Below are 19,117 nucleotides of genomic sequence, written 5' to 3' on the forward strand. Positions count from 1 at the left end.
TTGTTCAGGGTATGGCGCTTGCTTGGCGCCGAACCTCGGCGAGCGCCTCGCTCGCTTGCTTGGCCACCCGCGATGGCCTCTGATCGCACGGAAGGAGAGCTCCCGATGGCTCGAGATCTGCGCTCAACTCGAACGCTCCTTCACCCCTTGTGGTTGGGAGCCCTGGCGCTCCTCGTCCTCAACGATCACGCCCTCAAGGGCTCCGGCCTGCTCCCCGGGTGGTTGACCGGGAAGCTCAGCGACTTCGCTGGGCTCCTGGTCGCGCCCGCGGTCCTCGCCTCGCTGCTCCGCGTGACCTCGCGCCGCGGGTTCCTGGGCGCGCACCTCGTCATCGGCGTGGTCTTCTCGGCCATCAAGCTCGCTCCGGAGGCCGCCCGCGCGGTCGAGGGGCTCATGGCGCTCACGCCGCTCCCGTGGCGGATCACCGTCGACCCGACGGACCTCATCGCGCTGCCGGTCCTCCTCGCCTCGTACCGCGTGCTCGGCGAGGCGATGGCGCGGCCGGAGCCAGCGCGCCCGGTCGCCCACCGCCTGGCGCTGATGGCCGGCGGCCTGTCCTGCGTGGCCACGAGCTACGATCCGCCTCCGTGCGGCGAGGCCGAGGGGTGTGTGCCGCCGCAGCCGCAGGAGCTCGCGTCGCTCGTGATCGGCAACACGACAGGGACCGAGCAGCTCATCCGCGTGCGGCGCCTCCGGGAGTCGGTGCGGGTCGATTGCGGCGTCGTGCTCGACGACCCGACGGGCGCCCTCTCGCGCGATCTGTTCGCGAACGCCGAGACCTGGCTCATCGCGCCCGGCCGCGCGCTCCCGCTCGGCAACGCGGGGTGTGACGCCTACCTCATCGACGCCGACGGGCTGCCGCTCACGCTCCTCGCCTGGTCCGCGACGGACTTTCCGGAGCAGCTGCTCGTCACGTCGACGGAGAACCCGCAGCCGGATCGGATGATCGTCCTGCAGCGCGCCGGGGCCAGGCTCGCGCTCGCCGCGCACCCGGCGGTGTTCCCGGCGCCTCCCCTCGAGACGCCGTCGCCCGCGAGCGCGTGCGGCGTCCACGCCACGGGGAGCGGGCTCGACTGGACCATGCCCGTCCCTGGGGCGGGGGTCCTCACCGGCGTGACGTCGTCTCCGGACGGCTGTCATGCCTTCACGCTCGAGCGCGGCGAGACGTTCTTCCTCTGCGCTCCTGCCGAGGCGATCCCGTTCAGCGAAGGCGACGTCCTCCGCGTGAGCTCCGTCGCGATCGACCGCGGCAGCTACCCGGAGCTGCCGCGGGACCAGCTCGCCTTCGCGCGCGGCATCCACATCGAGAGCGCGACGCACGCCGTGCTCGCGCTGCGGGGCAACGTGCTCGCCCGCTGGTCGATGGTGGGCCGGCAGCCGGCCGCCGATTTCACGGCCGATCTCTCGCCGCTCGCGGGCTGCGACGCGTTCCACGACGCGTGCGGAAGCCTCGTCGAGCCGCTCGAGGCGTCGCTCCTCGGCGAGGGCGTCTCCGGGGTCGTCTCGCTGCGGCCCGGCGAGAGCGCGGAGCTCGCCGAGGGCGCCGGCGCGCTCTTCCTCGTGCGCGCCGACGACATGCCCGTGCGTGACGCGGAGTGCTTCACCGTTCCCATCGATCAACCCCGCCTGCTCGAGTCGGTCTTGGTCGCCGCCACCGCGGCGCCGTAGGAGGTCACGCCATGAAGCTCCGCATCCATGATGTCCTCGCGCTCGGCGCCGCCGCCGCGCTCGGCGCGGCCGGCTGCGCCGATTCCGGCGACGCAGAACGCGGCTTCGCCGCACCCACGGACCCCCCGGGCAGCGTGGGCGTCTCCCAGGGCGGCGCGCAGGACTTCGGCCTGTTCCGGCAGATCCTCGAGGACGGCGAGATCCCCGGGCCGAACACGCTCGACGACGTCGGCTTCTTCGCCGAGCACAAGCTCGACTACCCGGCCGCGACGTGCGGCGAGGACGTGTGCATGCACGGGCTGCTCGGGATCATGGGCAACATGATCAGCGGCTCGCCCTGCACGCTCATCCAGATCGGGATGAACTCGCCCGTGGACCTCGGCGCGCTCGAGCGGCCGCCGCTGCACCTCGTCATCGCCGTCGACACGAGCGGCTCGATGCAAGGCGACCCGATCGCCTACGTCAGGGCGGGGCTCGTCGAGATGATCGACGCCCTCCAACCGACCGACCGGATCTCGCTCGTCCGCTACTCGAACACGGCCGAGGTCGTCCTCGAGCAGGCGGAGGGCTCGGACAGGGAGGCGCTCACGGCGGCGTTCGAGGGCCTGACGGCGCAGGGGTCGACCAACCTGTACGAGGGGCTCTTCACCGCGTATGCGCTCGCCGAGCGGCACCTCGATCCGGCCTGGCAGAACCGCGTGATCTTCCTGTCCGACGGCGTGGCCACGGCCGGGCTCACCTCGCCTCAGCGGCTCGTGTCGCTCGCGGCCGGGTACGCGGAGAAGGGGATCGGCCTCACGGCCGTCGGCGTCGGGGCCGAGTTCGACGTCGACGCGATGCGCGGGATCAGCGAGGTCGGCGCGGGCAACTTCTACTTCCTCGAGGACCCGAAGGCGGTGGAGGAGGTCTTCGCCGAGGAGGTGAAGACGTTCCTCGTGCCCCTGGCGCTCGACGTGGAGCTCGACGTCGCCGTGGGAGACGGCTACGTCGTGCGCGGCGCGTACGGCACGAACGGCTGGCAAGGCGGCGAGCGCGGCGGCGCCGTGCACATCCCGAGCCTCTTCCTCGCCGGCCGGACGAGCGCCGCGGAGCCCGTCGGCTCCGGCCGGCGCGGCGGCGGAGGCGCCATCCTGCTCGAGCTCGTGCCGAAGCCCGACCAGCGAGGCGTCGAGGAGCCGCGCGCCGTGGGCAGCCTCGCGCTGTCGTGGCGGCACCCGCTGACGGGCGAGGCGCACGCGCAGGAGGTCGACGTCGAGGCGCCGAGCGCGCCCGACGCGCCGCCGGAGGCCGGCTATTTCTCCGGCGACACCGTCGAGAAGGGCTTCGTGATGCTGAACCTCTTCGCCGGGTTCAAGCTCGCCGCCCAGCTCGCCGCGGACGCCGACCCCCGCACCGCGCGGCGCACGCTCGAGGCGCTGCGGCCGAACGTCGAGGCGTGGCTCGCGGATCATCCGGACCCCGACGTCGAGGACGACCTGCGCTACGTCGATCTGTTCATCGAGAACCTCATCACGGCGGAGGCGAACGTGCAGCCCTACACGCCGGCGGATCCGCCGAACCCCTGGCCCGCCGACTGAGCCCCGAGCGGCCCGTCGCGCCGGCGGACGAAAACGACGCTGGCGCCGCGCCCGTGGCCCCCTTCACGTCTTCACGTCGATCCCCCTCAACACGCGTTTCGACGTCTCCACGTCTCCACACGCGCTCTGCGTGCCCGGGTGCCCGCGTACCCCACAACGCATCCCGTGCGGCGCAAACGTGCGCCGCGGAGATGTCGCTTCCTCGCGGCAATCGCCTTGTGTAGGATCGAATTTTCGCGGCCGTCGAGGATCGAGGAGGAGAGTGCGCCTATGCGAAGATTCATGTTGTTCGGGTTGGCGAGCATCGCCGTCGGTCTCACGGCCGCTCTCCCGGCGAGCGCGGGTGTCCCGGAGTGCGGCAACATTCGCTTCGAGGGCCTGTCGAACTGCGAAGTGCGCGTCACGGGCGAGTGCACCGCGGGCTGCAGCGAGCTCGGGATCTACAAGACCGCGTGCGCCACGAAGCTCGTGCAAGTCTGCAAGACGGAGTGCACCCTCTCGGCGGACGCGGGCTGCACGGACAGCTGCACCGAGCAGTGCAGCGCGGACTGCGACAGGGGTATCAATGTCATCTGCTCCCACAACTGCTTCGTCGAGTGCACCACCACGCGGGACGTCGAGTGCCGTGGCGCCGTCGACGCCGCCCAGTGCGCCGCGACGTGGGACGCGAACTGCGACAGCGAGTGCGGCGCCAAGTGCGTGACGGTGGATGGCGGCTGCTACCAGCACTGCATCGAGTGCTGCGGGGGCTCGTGCACGGCCGACGCGAACATGGACTGCCAGACCACGTGTCAGAACGAGGAATTCGAGGACTGCGAGCACGAGTTCCGCGCGAACTGCGACGCTTCCTGCAGCGGCGACGGCGCGCTCTTCTGCAATGGGAAGTACATCATCTCCGGATCGCAGATCCCGGCGTGCGTGAACGCGCTGCTCGCACAGGGCATCAGCGTGAAGGCCGAGGCAGAGGTCACCATCGGTCCAGACGGCATCGACGGGAACCTCGCAGCCGGCATGTGCGCCGCCAGGCCTGCGAGCAAAGCCTCCCTCACCGCGCCGCTCGCCGGGCTCGCCGCGGCGGCAGGCTGGCTTGCGCGGCGCCGCAAGCGCTCATCGCGTACGTCGGGCTGAGCGTCCCCAGGTGAGCGTGCGGCCGACCCACGAGACGCTGCTCGCGCTGCTCCTCCTGTGCTCCGCGGGCTGTGCGGGCGAGGCGGCTGACGCGCTCGTGGTGATCGGTCTCACCACGGATATGGCGGTTGGCTTCCAGTTCGATCACATCGAGACGACCACGAAGGTGGATGGCGTCGTCACGGGCACCGAGCGTCTCTCGTATGGCGGGGGAGAGCTGTCGCTCCCGGCCGAGCTCGTGGTCGGGCCAGCGCCCGACGGCGCGGAGATCGAGCTATCCATAGCGGCGTTCCGCGACGGCGAGGCCTCTCCCATCGTGACGCGGAGGGGCGCGACCCGCGCGGCTGGCGGGCGGAGTCTGCTCCTGCCCGTCTCGCTCGACGAGGCGTGCTGCGCGACCCCCTGCGCGGCGAGCGCGACCTGCGCGGCGGGGGCGTGCGTCGAGCCCTTCATCGCCCCCTCCGCCCTCACCGACTACGACCCGCTGTGGATCGCGTCGGCGAGCGATGCGTGCAAGACGCCGGGCTCTGGCGACCCTGCGGTCGTGATCGGGCAGGGGGAAAGCGCGTTCGCTTCGCTGGAGCATGGCGAGGTGGTGCCGATCGAGGCGGGCCCTCAAGGGGGCCACCACGTGTGGCTCGCGCTGCGCGTGACCGGCCTCCGGCAGATGGGCTCGCGCCTGACCGTGGAGGGGTACTTCCCCGAGCTGGAGTTCGAGCTCCTTCCCTTCACCGCCCAGGTCACGATGCACAAGGCCGGGGAGGGCCGCTGCGAGATCGATGGCGTGCGCTTCCAGGTGGACCGGGGGCTCCCGGTCGAGACCATCCGGGGGCAAGCGCTCGACATCGAGATCTCCCTGGAGGACCCGAACGGCGACGTCGGGACGGCCACGCAGCGGGTCGTCATCTCTCCCTGACCCATCCGCTGTCGGAGCGACCCCTCCAGTCCGTCGACTGCGTTGCCGGATCCACGCGCCCCCCTCGCGAGGGGGCGCCGGCACGTCGCGACCTCGCAGGGGCGGCCCTCGAGGCCGTCGATTTCGGTTCCGGATCGACGCGCCCCCCTCGCGAGGGGGCGCCGGCACGTCGCGACCTCGCAGGGGCGGCCCCTCGAGGCCGTCGATTTCGGTTCCGGATCGACGTTCCCCCCCTCGCGAGGGGCGCCGGCACGTCGCGACCTCGGAGGAGCGACCCTCGAGGCTGTCCGTTTTGGTCCTGGCTCAGCCGAGCGCGCCTCGCGCGGCGACGCCAGCGCGTCGAGATCTCCGCCGCGCCGCCGTGACCGCCGCCAGGCACGCGGCGGCAAGGGCGCCGGCCCGACCGTCCTCCGCGCCGCCGGTGCGGCAGCCGCAGCCCTCTTCACTCGGTCGCGCCCCACCAGAAGCCGGCGCCCCGCCGTCTGGTACATCGGGCGCTCCACCCGCGCCTGCGGCGCTCGCCCGATCTCCGCCGCCGCTCGCCGCCGTTGCTTCGCCGACGCCGGACGCTCCGCCAGCGCCGGTCGCGCCGGCGCTCGTGCCGCTGCCGGCCGCGGCTGGACCGGCGTCCGACGTGCAGTCCCGGTGGCCCGTCATCAGCGCGATCCTCGGCCAGTCGGTCGCGCAGACCGCTCCGACCGCCGTGCTCGCCGCGCAATCCAGAGGACCACGGATGCATGCCTGCTGGAGCAGCGGCTCGAACGTCGCGCCGCCGTCGAGCGAGCGGCCGATCGTGAAGCCGTCCAGGAACTCGCTCGCGCACGCGTAGAGGCCCGAATCCGTCCAGGTGAAGCAGCGCGGCGCGACGCTCGAGACGCGCTCGAACGCCAGCGTCGACGAGGGCGCGCGGAAGACGCCGTCGATGTCGCTCCCCACCGCCACCGTCGCGCCGTCCGGCGAGATCGCGAACGCGCGCACGAAGCCCTCGGTCGCGAACACCGGCGCGAACGTCGCCCCGCCGTCCGTCGAGACGAACAGGCGCCCCGGCGCGCTCGCGATCCGCACGTACAGCACGTCGGCGTCGCGCGGATCGACCCCGGCGATGTAAGGCTCGCGCGACGTCGTGCTCCCCGGCACCGCCGCGGTCTGCCACGTCTCCCCGCCGTCGGCCGAGCGCGCGATCACCCCCTTGACCGAGCCGCCCTCGCTCGCGAGGCCGCTCACGTAGACCCGCCGCGGATCCGAGGGCGCAACGTCGACCGTCCGCGCCAGAAAGCCCTCCGGGAGCGGCGTCCCCGCGCTGGTCCAGGTCGCGCCGCCGTCGCGCGACGCCCAGAGGCCGTGCCTGGTCCCGGCGGCCACCGCGACGACGTGCGACGGATCGCCCCGCCGGACCGAGAGATCGATCACCTCGCGCCCCGCGAGCTCGGCGGCGCGCGCCCAAACGCAGCCGCCCTCGCTGCCGACCGCGATCCCGTCGGTCAGCGCGGCGAGCACGCTGCCGCTCGCCGCCGCGGCGATGGGCGGGGATTGGCCGCCCGCGTCGTCGTACCCGACCGCGCCCTCGCAGATCCAGTGCCAGCTCGCGCCCCCGTCCCGCGTGGTCAGCAGGCCGTACGTCATCCGGGCGACGGCGCGCGCTGGATCCGCCGGGTCGAACACGAGCTGGTCCGCCGAGGGAAAGACGCCGTTCGCAGCGGCAGGGGAGGGGAGCGCGATGGCGACGAGCGGGAGCGCGACGAGCGCGACGAGCGCGACGGCGCGCGCCGCGGCGGCGAGCGCGACGGCGCGCGCCGGGCGAGAGCCCGGCCCGACGGCGCGCGGGGGAGACGAGCGCATCACGGGATCCATCGTACCGCGGCGCGCGCGCCGAGAACCGCCCACGCCGCGTCCGCGCCCCGCTACACTCGCCGCAATGCCGGAGCGCATCGTCGTGTCCTTTCGAGGTACTGCGGCCCTCTCGCAGCCGGACGGCACGGACGCGGTCGCGCCGTGGCCCGGCCGCCGCGGCGCGCCGCGGGCGCCCGCGCCGACGTCGCGCCAGAGGGGCGCGGCGCGCGGCGCCGGCGGCGCGCCGCGCGGCGAGGAGAGCTACCTCGCGAGGGCGCTCGCGCTGAAGAAGCGCGCCGAGGCGCTCGGCGCCACCCTGTGCGCCTGGAGCGCGCAGACCTTCTCCTTCGAGTTCACCGCCGACGACGTCGAGGAGGCAGTGCTGCTCGCCGCGCTCGCCGCGGAGGACGCGGGGGTGCACCCCGACGCGCGCTTCGCGGTCGGCATCGCGCAGGGCGAGATGACCTACGTCGGCGAGGCGGGGCGCTTCACCGCGCTGTCCTGGGGGCAGCCGCTGCTCGTCGCCGTCATGCTCGCCCGCGTCGCGCCCCCCGGCGACGTGCTCCTCGATCCCGCGCTCCCCGCCGTGATCTCGGGCGAGCTCATGACCCTCGGCGCCCACCGCGGCATCGACGGCGCGCGCCGGGTGCGCGGCCTCCGCCTCGACGCGCAGCAGCCGCTGCGCAGGCAGGTCGCCGAGAGCGTGGCGCGCCTGTGCAAGCCGCCGCTCATCGGCCGCGACGCCGAGCTCGCCGAGCTCGCCGTGCCCCCCGGCTCCCTCGCGATCGTCCGGGCCGAGCCCGGCGCCGGCGGCACGCGGCTGCTCCACGAGCTGGAGAGGCTGCTCGCGCCGTCGCGGAGCCTCTTCGTCGCGCCGATCGGGGCCTCGCGCGAGCCGTTCGGCGCGCTCCGGCGCGCCCTCGCGCGCGCAGCGCTCCGCGCCGAGAAGAGCCGCGCCCGCGCGCCGGCGCTCCCGGATCGGCTGAAGCCCGCGCTCGCGCGGCTCCTCGCCGGCGAGGGCGTCGAGCCGAAGATCGCCGCCGAGCTGCTCGCCGTGTGGCTCGCCCCGTCCGACGTCCGCGTCGGCCTGCTCGCCGTCGACGACGCCTCCGAGGTCGACGCCGCGAGCCTCGACGCGATCGCCCTCGCCCTCTCGCCGGGAGGCGGCCCGCGCGCCGTCGCCCGGCTCGGGCGCTCGGAGCCGCTCCCCGCGCCGCTCACCGCGCTCACCCCCGCCGCGACGGTCACGCTGGGGCCGCTCTCCGCGACGGGCGCGCAGGATCTCGTCCGCCGCCTGTTCGACGGCTGCATCGACGAGGCGGGCGCACGCCGCTGGGCCGCGCGCGCGCCCGCCTTCCCGCTGGCCGTGCGCGAGCTCCTCTGCGAGGCCCTGGAGAGCGGCGCGCTGCGCTGGATCGGCAGGAGCGTCGGGCCGCGCCGGCGCAGCGCCGGGCGGGGCAGGCCCGCGCGCACCATGACCGGCGCCGAGCTCGCCGCGCCCCCCGCGTCCCGCCCGATCGAGGGCCGCCTGCGCCTGCTCGCGATCGGCCACCGCACGGTGCTCACAGCGCTCGCGACGCTCGGCGGGGACGCGTCGGACGCGGCGATCGACGCGCTGTGCGACGGCACCGGCGCCCCGAAGGTCGCCGCGGTCCAGGCGGCGCTGCTCGGCGCCGGCTGGGCCTTCCGGCCGGAGCCCGGCTGGCTGCGGCTCTCCTCGCGCACGCTGCGCGACGCCCTGATCGCGGCCGTCCCGCCGGGCGAGCGCGCCGCGTGGCACCTGGCCGCGGCGCGGGTCGTCGAGGATCACGCCGGCGTGCTCGGCCTCGCCGACGCAGCGTGGCACGCCGCGAAGGCGGGCGACCGGCGCTCCGCGGCCGATCTCGCCGGGCGCGCCGGGCGCGCGGCCGGCGACGCGCTGCTCGAGTCCTCGGCCGCGGAGCTGCTCGCGTTCGCCGACGAGCAGGAGACGGCGAGAGATCACCGGGACGGAGCGCCGGACAGCTCGTCGAGCCAGCCGCCCACCTACCGCACGCCCATCGAGGTGGTCGGCGACGCGCCGGAGCCGCAGCGCGCGGCGCCGGCCCGGGAGCGCTCCGGCCCCGACGCGCTCGGCGGGGCGGCGGACGGCTCGGCGAGCGAGGCGCGCGCTGCGTCCCGCCAGCGCGGCGCGGCCTCCGCGCCCGCCGCGGAGGGCGAGCATCGCGAGCGCGTGGGCGACGTCGCGCCGCGGAGCGCGGGGCGCGACGTCGCCCACGCGCTCGCCGCGCTCGCGGCGCAACCGGACGACGCACTCGAGGACTTTCCCGACGCGACCTCCCCGGACGTGGCGTGCTGCGACGCCTCCGGGGATCCGCTCGCGAAGACCACGGAGTCGCCGGTCCTGTCGATGAACGACATCGCGGTCCGCCTCGCCGAGCTGGCCAAGCAGGCGCTCGTCCAGGGCGACCTACGCACGCTCGAGCGGCTCGTGGGCGAGCTCCGTCGCACCGGCGAGCACCTCGATCTGGCGGAGCGCATGACCGGCCTGATCTCGCTCGGGCGCGGCGCGAAGGAGGAGGCGCTCCGCCGCTTCCGGATCGCCGCGGAGGCCGACGCGTCGCCTTCGCAGCGGGCCCGGGCGCTGCTCGCGTACGGCGTCGCGCTGGCCGCCGCGGGCCGCACGGAGGGCGCGCTCCTCGAGGCGCTGAGCGCCCTCGCGCGCGCCCGCGAGGCCGAGGATCACCACGGCGAGCAGGCGTGCGCGCAGTTCCTGGCGCAGCTCGCGGCCGCGACCGGGCGCGAGGAGGCGGCCCGCGCGTGGGCGCAGGTGGCGCGCCTCGCCGGCGCGGCGCCCCCCTCGTGACGGCGCATTGACAGCGTCGCCGCGGCTGTCCATACCGCCGGCCATGTCGTCCCGAGAGCCCTCCGGCGAGCCGGCTCCCGCGCCCGAGACCGGCGAGGAGCGCGCCGCGCCGAGCGAGAGCGCCAGCGCCGGAGAGCGCGTCGCGCCGGAAGCGCGCGCCAGCGCCGGAGTGCGCGCCGGCGCGCGCCGGGTCGCCGCGCTCCTCGCGCTGGCGCTCTCGCTCGGCGCGATCGCCGGCGTCGCGTACCAGCGCTACGCCGCGGTGCACCTGCGCGCCCTCCCGAGGGTCCCGGGCTGTGTCCGCGGGGCGCGGGTCGCGCTTCGCAAGCCGGTCGCGGTGTCCGGCACGGAGCCGCGCCAGACGGCGTCGGGCGAGACGGTCTACCTCACGCCCGGGGAAGATCGCGCCGTCGCCTGCGCCTTGCAGCTCGACGAGGCGCTCGCGCGGGACCTCGCCGGAGCGCTGGCCGAGCAGGCGCCGGCGCAGCGCGCCGCCCGGTTGGTCGAGCTCGTGCGCGACCGCGTGCCGGCCGACCCGGCGTACGATCGCGCCGCCTCTGCGGCTTACATGATGGCCTCCGCGGCCCTGCGGGGCCTGCCGGACGACGTGGCCGAGGTCCGCGCCGCTGCGGAGGAGCTCGATCGGCACCACGCCTGCCGCTTCGACACGCGCCGCCCCTGTCCGACGCGCCCGCCGATGCCGGCGCTCGTCTGGCTCACCGGCGTCCCGGCGGCGCTGAGCCTGCTCGGGCTGCTCTGGATCGGCCTCGCCGCGAGCGCCGCGCGCACCAGGCGCTGGAGGGCGCGCCGGATCCGCTGATCGCCCGAGCGCGCGCGCGTCGCGCGCCGCGGTCGGCCCGAGCGCCTCAGTCGATCGCCTCGACGCGAAAGCTCGACTGGACGAGGCGGCGGGGTCGGGCCCCGATGTCGGCGACGTCGAACCCGAAGCCCGCGCCCTGCTGGTGGATCCCGCCCGACGTGGCGCCGCTCGGCATCTGCACCGACGAGTTCACCGTGACGTAGACCTTCGCCCCCTTGGCGAACGCGGCGGTCATCGCGAGCACGCGCCCGGCGAGCTGCGCCGCCGCCTCGCGCGCCACCAGCGCCCAGAGCGCCGCCGCTCCAGCCGTCGACGACAGCGCGCGCACGCCGAGCACCGCGCCGGCGCCGCTCAGCTGCACCTCGAACACCGCGCGCGCCGTCGCGGGCGTCTCGGAGGAGCGCACCGCGTCCGCCACCACGGACGCGACCGTCCCGGCGGCGGGCAGATCCAGCCCCAGCGTCTTGTCCCGATCGCGCATCGCCTCGCGCAGCACCTCGCCGGCCCTGTCCACCGAGACCTCGCGCGGCGCGGTCGGCGCGGTCGGCGCCGGCGGTGGCGGCGCGCGGTCCGGCAGAACGCCGGGCAGCTGCCACACCGGCGCCCCCCCGAGGCCGGCCACCCCCCGCGGTGGGGTCGGCGCGCTCGGCGGCCCGTCGTACTCGCTCGATGGCGCAGGGGCCGGAGGCGTCACGGGACCCTCTCGCGGCTCGACCGGCGCCTCCGGCGGCGCTGACGGATCGAGCGGCCGCCGGTCGCGGCGCGCCGTCCGGCCGAGGACCGGCTCCGCCTCGCGCGGCCGCACCTCGTCCGGCGCGCGTGGCAGGAGCGCGCGCGCCTCGTCCTGCTCCGGCTCGCGCGGCGGGACGGGCTCTATCTCGATCTCCACCTCGCGGCGCGCGCCGCTCGAGCGGGCCTCGAGCGCCGGCCCCGGGGAGCCCGCGATCCGCGCGAGCAACGGGATGGCGGCATGGAGCAGCGTCGCTGCGAGCAGGAAGCGGACCTCTCGGGAGAGCAAGCGCCGAGCACCTTGGTGGGTGCCGGAGAGGGGCGCAAGTGCGTGTTTCGTCGCCGGCGTGCTCGCGTCACCGCTCGCGCGCACCTGCGCGGCTCCGGGCACACTTCACCCGCTCCCTCGCTTTGCGGTCCGACAGGCTCACCCGCGCGTGTTCCAGCAGGGGTCAGGGTCTTACGGCCACGCTTAAATATGCGCCTACGGAACGGTTGCCGCTTGAGCTCGAGACCGTACTGGTCGATGCTCCGCCTGCCGCGACGCCTTCCGGGCTCACGGCAGGAGCAGAAACGCAGCGTGCTGCCGCCGTGCGGCGCGCTCACGGAACAGACGCAGCGCCTGGCGAACCAGGGCTGGGCGCTACATCCCCGTTGTAAGGGAGGGGTATCGAAATGAAGGGAAACGTGCGCGCTGACGGGTCGCCTGCGGACCTGTCGCCGACGCCCACGCCGCCGCCCGTCACCGTGGTCCAGGGTTGCCCGGATCGCGGTCTTCCCCTCGACCTGCCGCCCCTCTGCATGGCCCCCGCGCCGCAGGAGGAGGCGTTCCTCCCCGATTTCGCCGCTCCAACGCTGCAGGGGACGCCGCCCTTCCCCGGGGCCGGACCGTACGGCTCGTGGTCCGCGCCCTCGCCGGACGAGCGCCGCGCGCGCGTGTGGCGCGCCATCGGGGCGTTCGTCCTGGCCGCGGCCACCGTGATCGTCGTCGTCGCCGTCACCGCGCGCGGGCTCGTCGCGCGCATGCCGGCCGCCTCCGCCGAGGCGTTCCGCGCCATGACCCCCGTCAACCGCGCGTCGCTGCTCGCGCTGCGCTCCTCGCGCGAGGACGCCGGCGCGAGCGCGGCCGTCGCGCCGGAGGGGCTCGCGCGCTTGCAGCTGCCGGCGCCGCCGCCCGAGCCGGCGACGCCGCCGCCCGCGATCCGGCACGAGGGCTACGCGTCGATCCGCGGCGGCGTGCTCTTCACGCCCGACACGTTCAGGCCCACCGGGTCGAGCTACGATCTCCTGCTGCACTTCCACGGCAACACCCAGCTCGTCCGCGAGAGCGCCGAGGTCGCCGGGCTGAACGCCGCGGTCGCCGTCATCAACCTCGGCATCGGCTCGGGCGCGTACGAGGACTTCTACGCGACGCCGGGCGTCTACGAGAGCCTGCTCGCGGACATCGACCGGGCGCTCGCGCAGCGCGGGCTGCCGACCCCGCGGCTCCGCCGGGTCGCCCTCTCCTCGTGGAGCGCGGGCTACGGCGCGATCGCCAAGATCCTGGAGCTCCGCCGCGGCGCCGAGGCCCTCGACGCGATCCTCGTCACGGACGGCATCCACTGCGGCTTCGTCCCGGAGCAGCCGAGCGGGCTCAACTCCCTGCAGCTCGCCTCGTTCGCGCGCGCCGCGCACCTCGCCGCCTCGGACAAGCTGCTGTTCACCATCACGCACTCGGAGATCGACCCGATCGCGTACGCCAGCTCCACCGCCACGGCCAGCTACCTGCTCGACGCCGCGGCGGGGCACCACGTCGAGCGGTCGCCCGCGTCGGACGCGCCCCCGCACCTGCGGCTGCGCGCGGCCGAGGGCGCCGTCTCGAAGAAGCTCGAGAAGCAGATGATCCCGACCACCGAGGCGAGCGTCGGCGAGCTCCACGTCCGCGGGTTCCGGGGCAACACGCCCGAACACCACATGGCGCACCTGCTCCAGATGGCCTCGACCGTCCTCCCGGAGCTCGTCGAGCGCTGGCGCGTAGGCGGCGATCCGCCGTCGTCCGGGCGCTGATCGCGCCTGTCCGCCAGGCCACCCCGGCGTGTCTCTGTCCGGCCAGGCCGCCGATGGGCGCGCCTGCCCGCTGGGCCGTCCGCCGCGCCCGCAGGCGGCGGGGTCAGCTCCGGCTCCGCGCCTCTGCCATCCAGGCCTCGATCGCCGTGGCCACCGGGTGATCCACCCCGAGCTCCGCCTCGGCGAGCGCGAGCGCCCGCTCGTACAGCGGCAGCGCCGTGGACAGCCGCCCCGCGGCGTGGTGGACCTGCGCGAGCCGGACCAGCGTGGGCCGGAGCGACGGGTGGGCGGCCCCGGCCAGCGCCTCCCGCGCGGCGAGCGCGCGCTCGTACAGCGCCGCCGCCTCGGCCGCGTCCCCGAGCGCCTCCCGCGCGGCCGCCAGGTTGTGCAGGATCGACGCGAGGAGCGCCCCCTCCACGCCCGCCCCCGCCTCGGCGATCTCGAGCGCCCTCCGGAGCATCACCTCCCGCTCGGCGGTCGGGAGGTCCTCTTCCAGCTCCAGGAACGTGGCGGCGTTGTAGAGCGCCTCTGCGACGAGCGCGTGACGGGCGCCGAGCGCCCCCTCCCGCAGCGCGATCGCCCGCCGGAAGAGCGGCGCCGCCTCGGCGCGGGCCCCCCGCCTGCCGAGCAGCAGACCGAGCCGGTTCAGCAGCGCCGACAGCTCGATGGGGTCGGGGTCGCGCATCCGCTCGTAGCCCGCGAGCATCCGGCGGAACAGCGCCTCGACGTCCTCGAGCTCGCCCTGCCGCTCCAGGATGGCGGCCAGCTGCTCGAGCAGCCTCGGCAGCGGGGGATCGGTGCTCGCCGCCGCCTCGGCGATGGCGATCGCCCTCGCGGAGCTCGCGCGCGCCTCGTCCAGCCGCCCCTGCGCGAGCCGGGCCGAGCTCAGCGCGTAGAGCGGCGCCGTCAGCTCGGCGTCCCCGTCACCGTAGATCTCCTCGGCGATCCGGAGCGCCCGCGCGCACGTCGCCTCCGCGTCGGCGTGGCGCGAGCTGGCGAGCTCGGACGCGGCCACGTCGAGTAGGCGCCGGTACTCTCTCCCCCTCCACCAGCGCAGCACGGCGCGATCCGGTCGCATCCTCCTCTACTACCTCGTCCCCACCCGGGAGGGCGAGAAGGCCGGCAGGGACGTCCGGCGCGCACCGGCCGGCGTCCGGCGGCGGCACCCGACAAGGATGATCGGAAGAGCATCGCGCGGGCGCGGAGCAGTGTACTCTGCTCGCAGGATCTCGTGGCGCGAAGGTGCGATGCAAACGCTCGATGCCAGCAACTGGCGGTTCCCGTCGATCGGGGCTATGGCGCACGGCGCATGGTGCAGCGCCTCACGGCCGGCCTCTCGCGCGGGGGTCCCGGCCTCACGAACGGGGCGATCGTGGAGGCGATCGAGGAAAGGTCGCCAAGGACATTTCTTCCGTTTAGACTGCCCCGACGGCCCCACGCGCCGACGCTCCCCACGATCATGAGGTCCAGGCTCACGCATCGCGAGGCATCGTCACCGAGGGGAGGGCTCGCCCGCGCCCGCACGGGGAAGGCGACGGAGTTCATATGAGTGGTGCCAACGAAAACGTCGTCGATGAAGTAGCGCGCAGCGAGCCGATCGATCCGTTGCTCGGAAAGGTGCTCAACGGAAAGTTCAAGATCCTTTCCCAGCTCGCGACCGGCGGCATGGGCACGATCTATCGCGGCGAGCAGATCCCGCTCGGGCGCCCGGTGGCGATCAAGGTCTTGATCCCGAACCAGGCCTCGCGGCAGCTCGACCCGAACTTCCACAAGCGCTTCTTCCTCGAGGCGAGCATCCTCGCGCGCCTCCAGCACCCGAACATCGTCACCGTCTTCGACTACGGCCGCATCGAGGCCGACGATCAGGACCGGTTCTTCATGGCGATGGAGTTCCTCGAGGGCGAGACGCTCTTCCGGCGCGTGCGCCGGCAGGGGCGCCTGCCGCCGCCCGAGGCGATGCGCATCGCGCGGCAGATCGCGCGCGGGCTGCGCGAGGCGCACAAGCACGGCGTCGTCCACCGCGACCTCAAGCCGTCGAACGTCATGCTCGTCTCCAACGAGGACGCGGAGGAGGCGGTCAAGATCCTCGACTTCGGCCTCGTGAAGCAGCTCGGCGACGACTCGGAGGAGCTCACGCAGCAGGGCGCGTTCCTGGGCTCGCCCCGCTTCATGTCGCCGGAGCAGATCTCTCACGGCAAGGTCGATCTCAGGACCGACATCTACTCGCTCGGCGTCATCCTCTACCAGATGCTCTGCGGGAAGGTCCCGTTCGAGTCCGAGAAGTCGATCCAGATCCTGATGGCGCACCTCCAGCAGCCGGTGCCGCGCATGAAGGAGCGGAACCCGGACGTCGACATCCCGGAGCCGCTCGAGGCGCTCGTGATGCGCTGTCTCGCGAAGGATCCGGACGGCCGGCCCGCGACGATGGACGCCCTCATCCAGGGCCTCGGCGAGTGCGCACGCGGCATGGGCGTGACGACCGCGTTCGGCGGCACGCAGATCACCTCGTTCGAGTCGCTGCCCGGCGTGCAGATCTCGTCGCGTTCGTCCACGGTGCAAGCGCTCAAGGATGCGGTGACGCTCCCCGCGCCGTCGACCGATGACGATCCGAGCGGGCGCACCTCCGGCGTCGGCTCGGGCCCGGGCGCCGCCGCGACCGCGACGGGCGCGTCCAAGGGCGCGACCGGCGCGCAGGAAGCTCCCTCCGGCGGCGGGCGCAAGGCGGTGATCTTCGCCGCCATCGGCGCGATCGTCGTGGCGGCGGGCGCGTTCGCGCTGACCCGCAAGCCCGCGCAGAACAGCGAGGCCACGCCCGAGGTCGTGACCGCGCCGACGACCGCGCCCGCGGCGACCGGCACGCCCAGCGAACACAAGGGCGCGCCCTCGTTCATGCTGATCATCGAGTCGATCCCGGCGGGCGCCGAGGTCCTGGAGGACGGGAAATCGCTCGGGCAGACGCCGCTCCAGCTCTCGATCGCGAACGACCAGGTGCGCGCGTCGCCTCGCCGGCTGACCCTGCAGAAGGAAGGCTTCCAGCCCTACTCCATCGTGCAGGGGCCGTCGGAGATGTCCGTGCAGACGGTCGCACGGCTCGCGCAGGTGGCCGCGCCCGCGAAGACCGAGGACGCGCCGTCGAACACGAGCTCGGGCGGCAGGCGAAACTGGGGCCGCCCCGTTCGCCCCGCAGCGCCCACGGCCACGTCGAAGCCCAACCCTCCGGAGAACACGGCGCCGTCGATCCGGATCGACCGGTAGCGATCAGGGCGCGCCCGACGAGCACCATCGGCTAGCCCCTGATTTCACCGCGCCGCAAGGGCGTGGTGCAGGGGCCATGCGCTAGCTTCCTGGCCGCGCATGTCCCGCCTGCTCATCGTCTCGAACCGCCTCCCGGTGACCGTCCACGCCGATCAGGGGGACGTCTCCGTCGTCCCCTCGGCGGGCGGCCTCGTGACCGCGCTCCGGGGCCCCCACGAGCGGCACGGCGGCCTCTGGCTCGGATGGCCGGGCGACCTCGCGCAGCTCACCGAAGAGCAGCGCCGAGAGGTCGAGGAGCGGCTCGATCAGCTGGGCGCCGTCCCGGTGCACCTCACGTCGGCCGAGGTGACCCGTTACTACGACGGCTTCTCGAACAGCGTCCTGTGGCCGCTGTTCCACTACCTCGTCGAGAAGCTGCACCTCGACGCCCGGCAGGACTGGGAGAGCTACCGCGAGGTGAACGAGCGCTTCGCCGACGCCATCGTCTCCCGGTACAGGCCGGGCGACAGGGTGTGGATCCACGACTACCAGCTCACGCTCGTGCCGGCGATGCTGCGGAGGCGCATCCCCGACGCGCGGATCGGCTTCTTCCTGCACATCCCGTTCCCCGCGGCCGAGGTCTTCCGGATCCTGCCCTGGAGGGAGCAGGTGCTGCGCGGCATGCTCGGCGCCGACGTCGTCGGGTTTCACACGACGGCCTATCGGCACCACTTCGTCTACTCCGCCGCGCGCGTGCTCGGGCTCGATCCCGATCTGGAAACGCTCGCGTACGAGGGGCGGCGGGTGCGGCTCGGCGCGTATCCGGTCAGCATCGACGTCGACGAGTTCGTGCGGCTCGCGCGGGACGAGGAGGTCCGCGCCGAGGCGCGGCGCATCCGCGAGAGCGCCAAGGGCCGGAAGATCGTGCTCGGCGTCGATCGGCTCGACTACACGAAGGGCATCCCGCGGCGCATGCTCGCCATCGAGCGCTTCCTGGAGCGCGAGCCCGAGCTCCGGAGCAAGGTCCGGTTCATCCAGCTCGCGGTGCCGACGCGCGAGAAGGTCGACGCCTACGCCGACTTCCGGCGCGTCGTGAACGAGCTCGTCGGCCGCATCAACGGCAGCTACGGGACGCTCGACGACGTCCCGATCCACTTCCTGCACCGGTCGATGCCCATGGCCGGGGTCGTCGCGCTCTACCTCGCGGCCGACGTGATGATGGTGACGCCGCTGCGCGACGGGATGAACCTGGTCTGCAAGGAGTACGTCGCCTCGCGGATCGACGACACCGGCGCGCTCGTGCTGAGCGAGTTCGCGGGCGCGGCCGCCGAGCTGATCGAGGCGCTCCAGGTCAACCCGCACGACATCGACGCGGTGGCGTCGACGATCCAGCGGGCGCTGGTCATGTCGCCGTCCGAGCAGCGCGTCCGGATGCAGGCGCTCCGCCGCCGCGTCGTGACGCACGACGCGCACCGCTGGTCGCACCGCTTCCTGAACGATCTCGAGCGCGCGAGCGGCGCGGCGCCCGCGGTGGGGGCCGTCCGGCGGCCTGAAGGCGCGCCCCAGGGGAGCACGATCGCGAGCGCGCTCAGCGCGCCGTCGCTGATCGTGATGCTCGACTACGACGGCACGCTGGTCCCGCTCGAGGCCATGCCCGAGCTCGCTCAGCCGGACGAGGCGCTCGTCACCGAGCTGCGCGAGCTCGCGGCGCGCCCGCGGACGCAGGTGCACGTCGTGAGCGGCCGGCCGCGCGAGGACCTCGAGCGGTGGCTGGGCGAGCTGCCCATCAGCCTCCACGCGGAGCACGGGTTCTTCTCCCGCGCCGCGCCCGGCGAGCCCTGGGTGGCGCTCCGCGAGGCCGCGCTCGACTGGAAGCCGAGGGTCCGCGACGTCCTCCAGGGCTTCGTCGACCGCACGGCGGGCAGCTTCATCGAGGAGAAGATGGTGTCGATCGCGTGGCACTACCGGGCCGCCGACCCGGAGCTCGCCAGCCAGACGGCCCGCGAGGTGCCCCTGGAGCTCGGCGAGGCGCTGCGCGAGCACGATCTCGAGCTCATCCCGGGCCGCAAGGTGCTGGAGGTGCGGCTCCGCGGGGTCAACAAGGGGGTGATCGTGCCGCGGGTGCTCGCGATGATGGGGCCCGACGCGGTGGTGATCGCGCTCGGCGACGACAGGACCGACGAGGATCTGTTCGCGGCGCTCCCCCCGACCGCCCTCACGATCCACGTGGGCGGCGGGGAGAGCTCCGCGGCGTTTCAGCTGCCCGACCCGGCCTCGGCGCGTCGCTTGCTGCGCGCGCTCGTGGCCTGAGGGCTCGCGCTGCG

General features: G+C 74.4%; 12 protein-coding genes. 9 read left to right on the forward strand and 3 right to left on the reverse strand.

Annotation, left to right across the window (positions count from 1 at the left end; genetic code table 11):
• Positions 1 to 147: 147 nt before the first annotated feature.
• The 4 genes from WMF29_RS02670 to WMF29_RS02685 all read left to right on the forward strand — a co-directional run bounded on the left by WMF29_RS02670 (position 148) and on the right by WMF29_RS02685 (position 5,289).
• Positions 148 to 1,668, forward strand: coding sequence for a hypothetical protein (locus WMF29_RS02670; protein WP_437327329.1), 1,521 nt, complete (start codon positions 148 to 150; stop codon positions 1,666 to 1,668).
• A gap of 11 nt (positions 1,669 to 1,679) precedes the next feature.
• The gene (locus WMF29_RS02675; protein ID WP_437327330.1) at positions 1,680 to 3,245 is read left to right on the forward strand and encodes a vWA domain-containing protein; all 1,566 of its coding nucleotides are present in this window, start codon (positions 1,680 to 1,682) and stop codon (positions 3,243 to 3,245) included.
• 270 nt (positions 3,246 to 3,515) lie between these two features.
• Positions 3,516 to 4,373 (forward strand): hypothetical protein, encoded by an 858-nt coding sequence (locus WMF29_RS02680; RefSeq protein ID WP_437327331.1) that lies wholly within the window; start codon positions 3,516 to 3,518, stop codon positions 4,371 to 4,373.
• 10 nt (positions 4,374 to 4,383) lie between these two features.
• Entirely contained in the window at positions 4,384 to 5,289 is a 906-nt protein-coding gene (locus WMF29_RS02685; protein ID WP_437327332.1) for a hypothetical protein, read from the forward strand.
• Between the two features lie 303 nt (positions 5,290 to 5,592).
• Here the strand turns inward: WMF29_RS02685 and WMF29_RS02690 are convergent, their stop codons facing one another.
• A complete protein-coding gene (locus WMF29_RS02690; protein WP_437327333.1) occupies positions 5,593 to 7,128 on the reverse strand; it encodes a WD40/YVTN/BNR-like repeat-containing protein in 1,536 nt (511 codons plus the stop codon).
• Positions 7,129 to 7,204: 76 nt separating this feature from the next.
• Between WMF29_RS02690 and WMF29_RS02695 the strand changes: the two genes are divergently transcribed.
• Both WMF29_RS02695 and WMF29_RS02700 read left to right on the forward strand, forming a co-directional pair.
• The gene (locus tag WMF29_RS02695; protein WP_437327334.1) at positions 7,205 to 9,964 is read left to right on the forward strand and encodes a hypothetical protein; all 2,760 of its coding nucleotides are present in this window, start codon (positions 7,205 to 7,207) and stop codon (positions 9,962 to 9,964) included.
• A gap of 43 nt (positions 9,965 to 10,007) precedes the next feature.
• Positions 10,008 to 10,784 carry a hypothetical protein gene (locus tag WMF29_RS02700; protein WP_437327335.1) on the forward strand — a complete coding sequence of 259 codons (777 nt, stop codon included), beginning with the start codon at positions 10,008 to 10,010 and terminating at the stop codon, positions 10,782 to 10,784.
• Positions 10,785 to 10,830: 46 nt separating this feature from the next.
• On the opposite strand, the gene WMF29_RS02705 is transcribed toward WMF29_RS02700, so the two are convergent.
• Positions 10,831 to 11,802 carry a hypothetical protein gene (locus WMF29_RS02705; protein ID WP_437327336.1) on the reverse strand — a complete coding sequence of 324 codons (972 nt, stop codon included), beginning with the start codon at positions 11,800 to 11,802 and terminating at the stop codon, positions 10,831 to 10,833.
• A 386-nt stretch (positions 11,803 to 12,188) separates the two neighbouring features.
• Here WMF29_RS02705 and WMF29_RS02710 point away from each other — a divergent pair, with 386 nt between their 5' ends.
• Positions 12,189 to 13,559, forward strand: coding sequence for a hypothetical protein (locus WMF29_RS02710; protein ID WP_437327337.1), 1,371 nt, complete (start codon positions 12,189 to 12,191; stop codon positions 13,557 to 13,559).
• Positions 13,560 to 13,662: 103 nt separating this feature from the next.
• Here WMF29_RS02710 and WMF29_RS02715 read toward each other — a convergent pair whose 3' ends face one another.
• Positions 13,663 to 14,637 carry a tetratricopeptide repeat protein gene (locus tag WMF29_RS02715; RefSeq protein ID WP_437327338.1) on the reverse strand — a complete coding sequence of 325 codons (975 nt, stop codon included), beginning with the start codon at positions 14,635 to 14,637 and terminating at the stop codon, positions 13,663 to 13,665.
• 467 nt (positions 14,638 to 15,104) lie between these two features.
• On the opposite strand from WMF29_RS02715, the gene WMF29_RS02720 reads away from it, so the two are divergent.
• Positions 15,105 to 16,814, forward strand: coding sequence for a serine/threonine protein kinase (locus WMF29_RS02720; protein WP_437327339.1), 1,710 nt, complete (start codon positions 15,105 to 15,107; stop codon positions 16,812 to 16,814).
• Positions 16,815 to 16,913: 99 nt separating this feature from the next.
• Positions 16,914 to 19,103 carry a bifunctional alpha,alpha-trehalose-phosphate synthase (UDP-forming)/trehalose-phosphatase gene (locus tag WMF29_RS02725; protein WP_437327340.1) on the forward strand — a complete coding sequence of 730 codons (2,190 nt, stop codon included), beginning with the start codon at positions 16,914 to 16,916 and terminating at the stop codon, positions 19,101 to 19,103.
• Positions 19,104 to 19,117: the final 14 nt, after the last annotated feature.

Origin of the sequence: Sorangium sp. So ce381 (assembly GCF_051473845.1) — a bacterium.
GTDB lineage: Bacteria > Myxococcota_A > Polyangia > Polyangiales > Polyangiaceae > Sorangium > Sorangium atrum.

What these genes read in the sequence shown, in the direction of transcription:
- WMF29_RS02725 (WP_437327340.1), top strand. Translation starts at nt 16,914, where the DNA reads ATGTCCCGCCTGCTCATCGTCTCGAACCGCCTCCCGGTGACCGTCCAC.
- WMF29_RS02715 (WP_437327338.1), bottom strand. Translation starts at nt 14,637, where the DNA reads ATGCGACCGGATCGCGCCGTGCTGCGCTGGTGGAGGGGGAGAGAGTAC.
- WMF29_RS02680 (WP_437327331.1), top strand. Translation starts at nt 3,516, where the DNA reads ATGCGAAGATTCATGTTGTTCGGGTTGGCGAGCATCGCCGTCGGTCTC.
- WMF29_RS02675 (WP_437327330.1), top strand. Translation starts at nt 1,680, where the DNA reads ATGAAGCTCCGCATCCATGATGTCCTCGCGCTCGGCGCCGCCGCCGCG.
- WMF29_RS02695 (WP_437327334.1), top strand. Translation starts at nt 7,205, where the DNA reads ATGCCGGAGCGCATCGTCGTGTCCTTTCGAGGTACTGCGGCCCTCTCG.
- WMF29_RS02690 (WP_437327333.1), bottom strand. Translation starts at nt 7,128, where the DNA reads ATGCGCTCGTCTCCCCCGCGCGCCGTCGGGCCGGGCTCTCGCCCGGCG.
- WMF29_RS02710 (WP_437327337.1), top strand. Translation starts at nt 12,189, where the DNA reads ATGAAGGGAAACGTGCGCGCTGACGGGTCGCCTGCGGACCTGTCGCCG.
- WMF29_RS02720 (WP_437327339.1), top strand. Translation starts at nt 15,105, where the DNA reads ATGAGTGGTGCCAACGAAAACGTCGTCGATGAAGTAGCGCGCAGCGAG.
- WMF29_RS02700 (WP_437327335.1), top strand. Translation starts at nt 10,008, where the DNA reads ATGTCGTCCCGAGAGCCCTCCGGCGAGCCGGCTCCCGCGCCCGAGACC.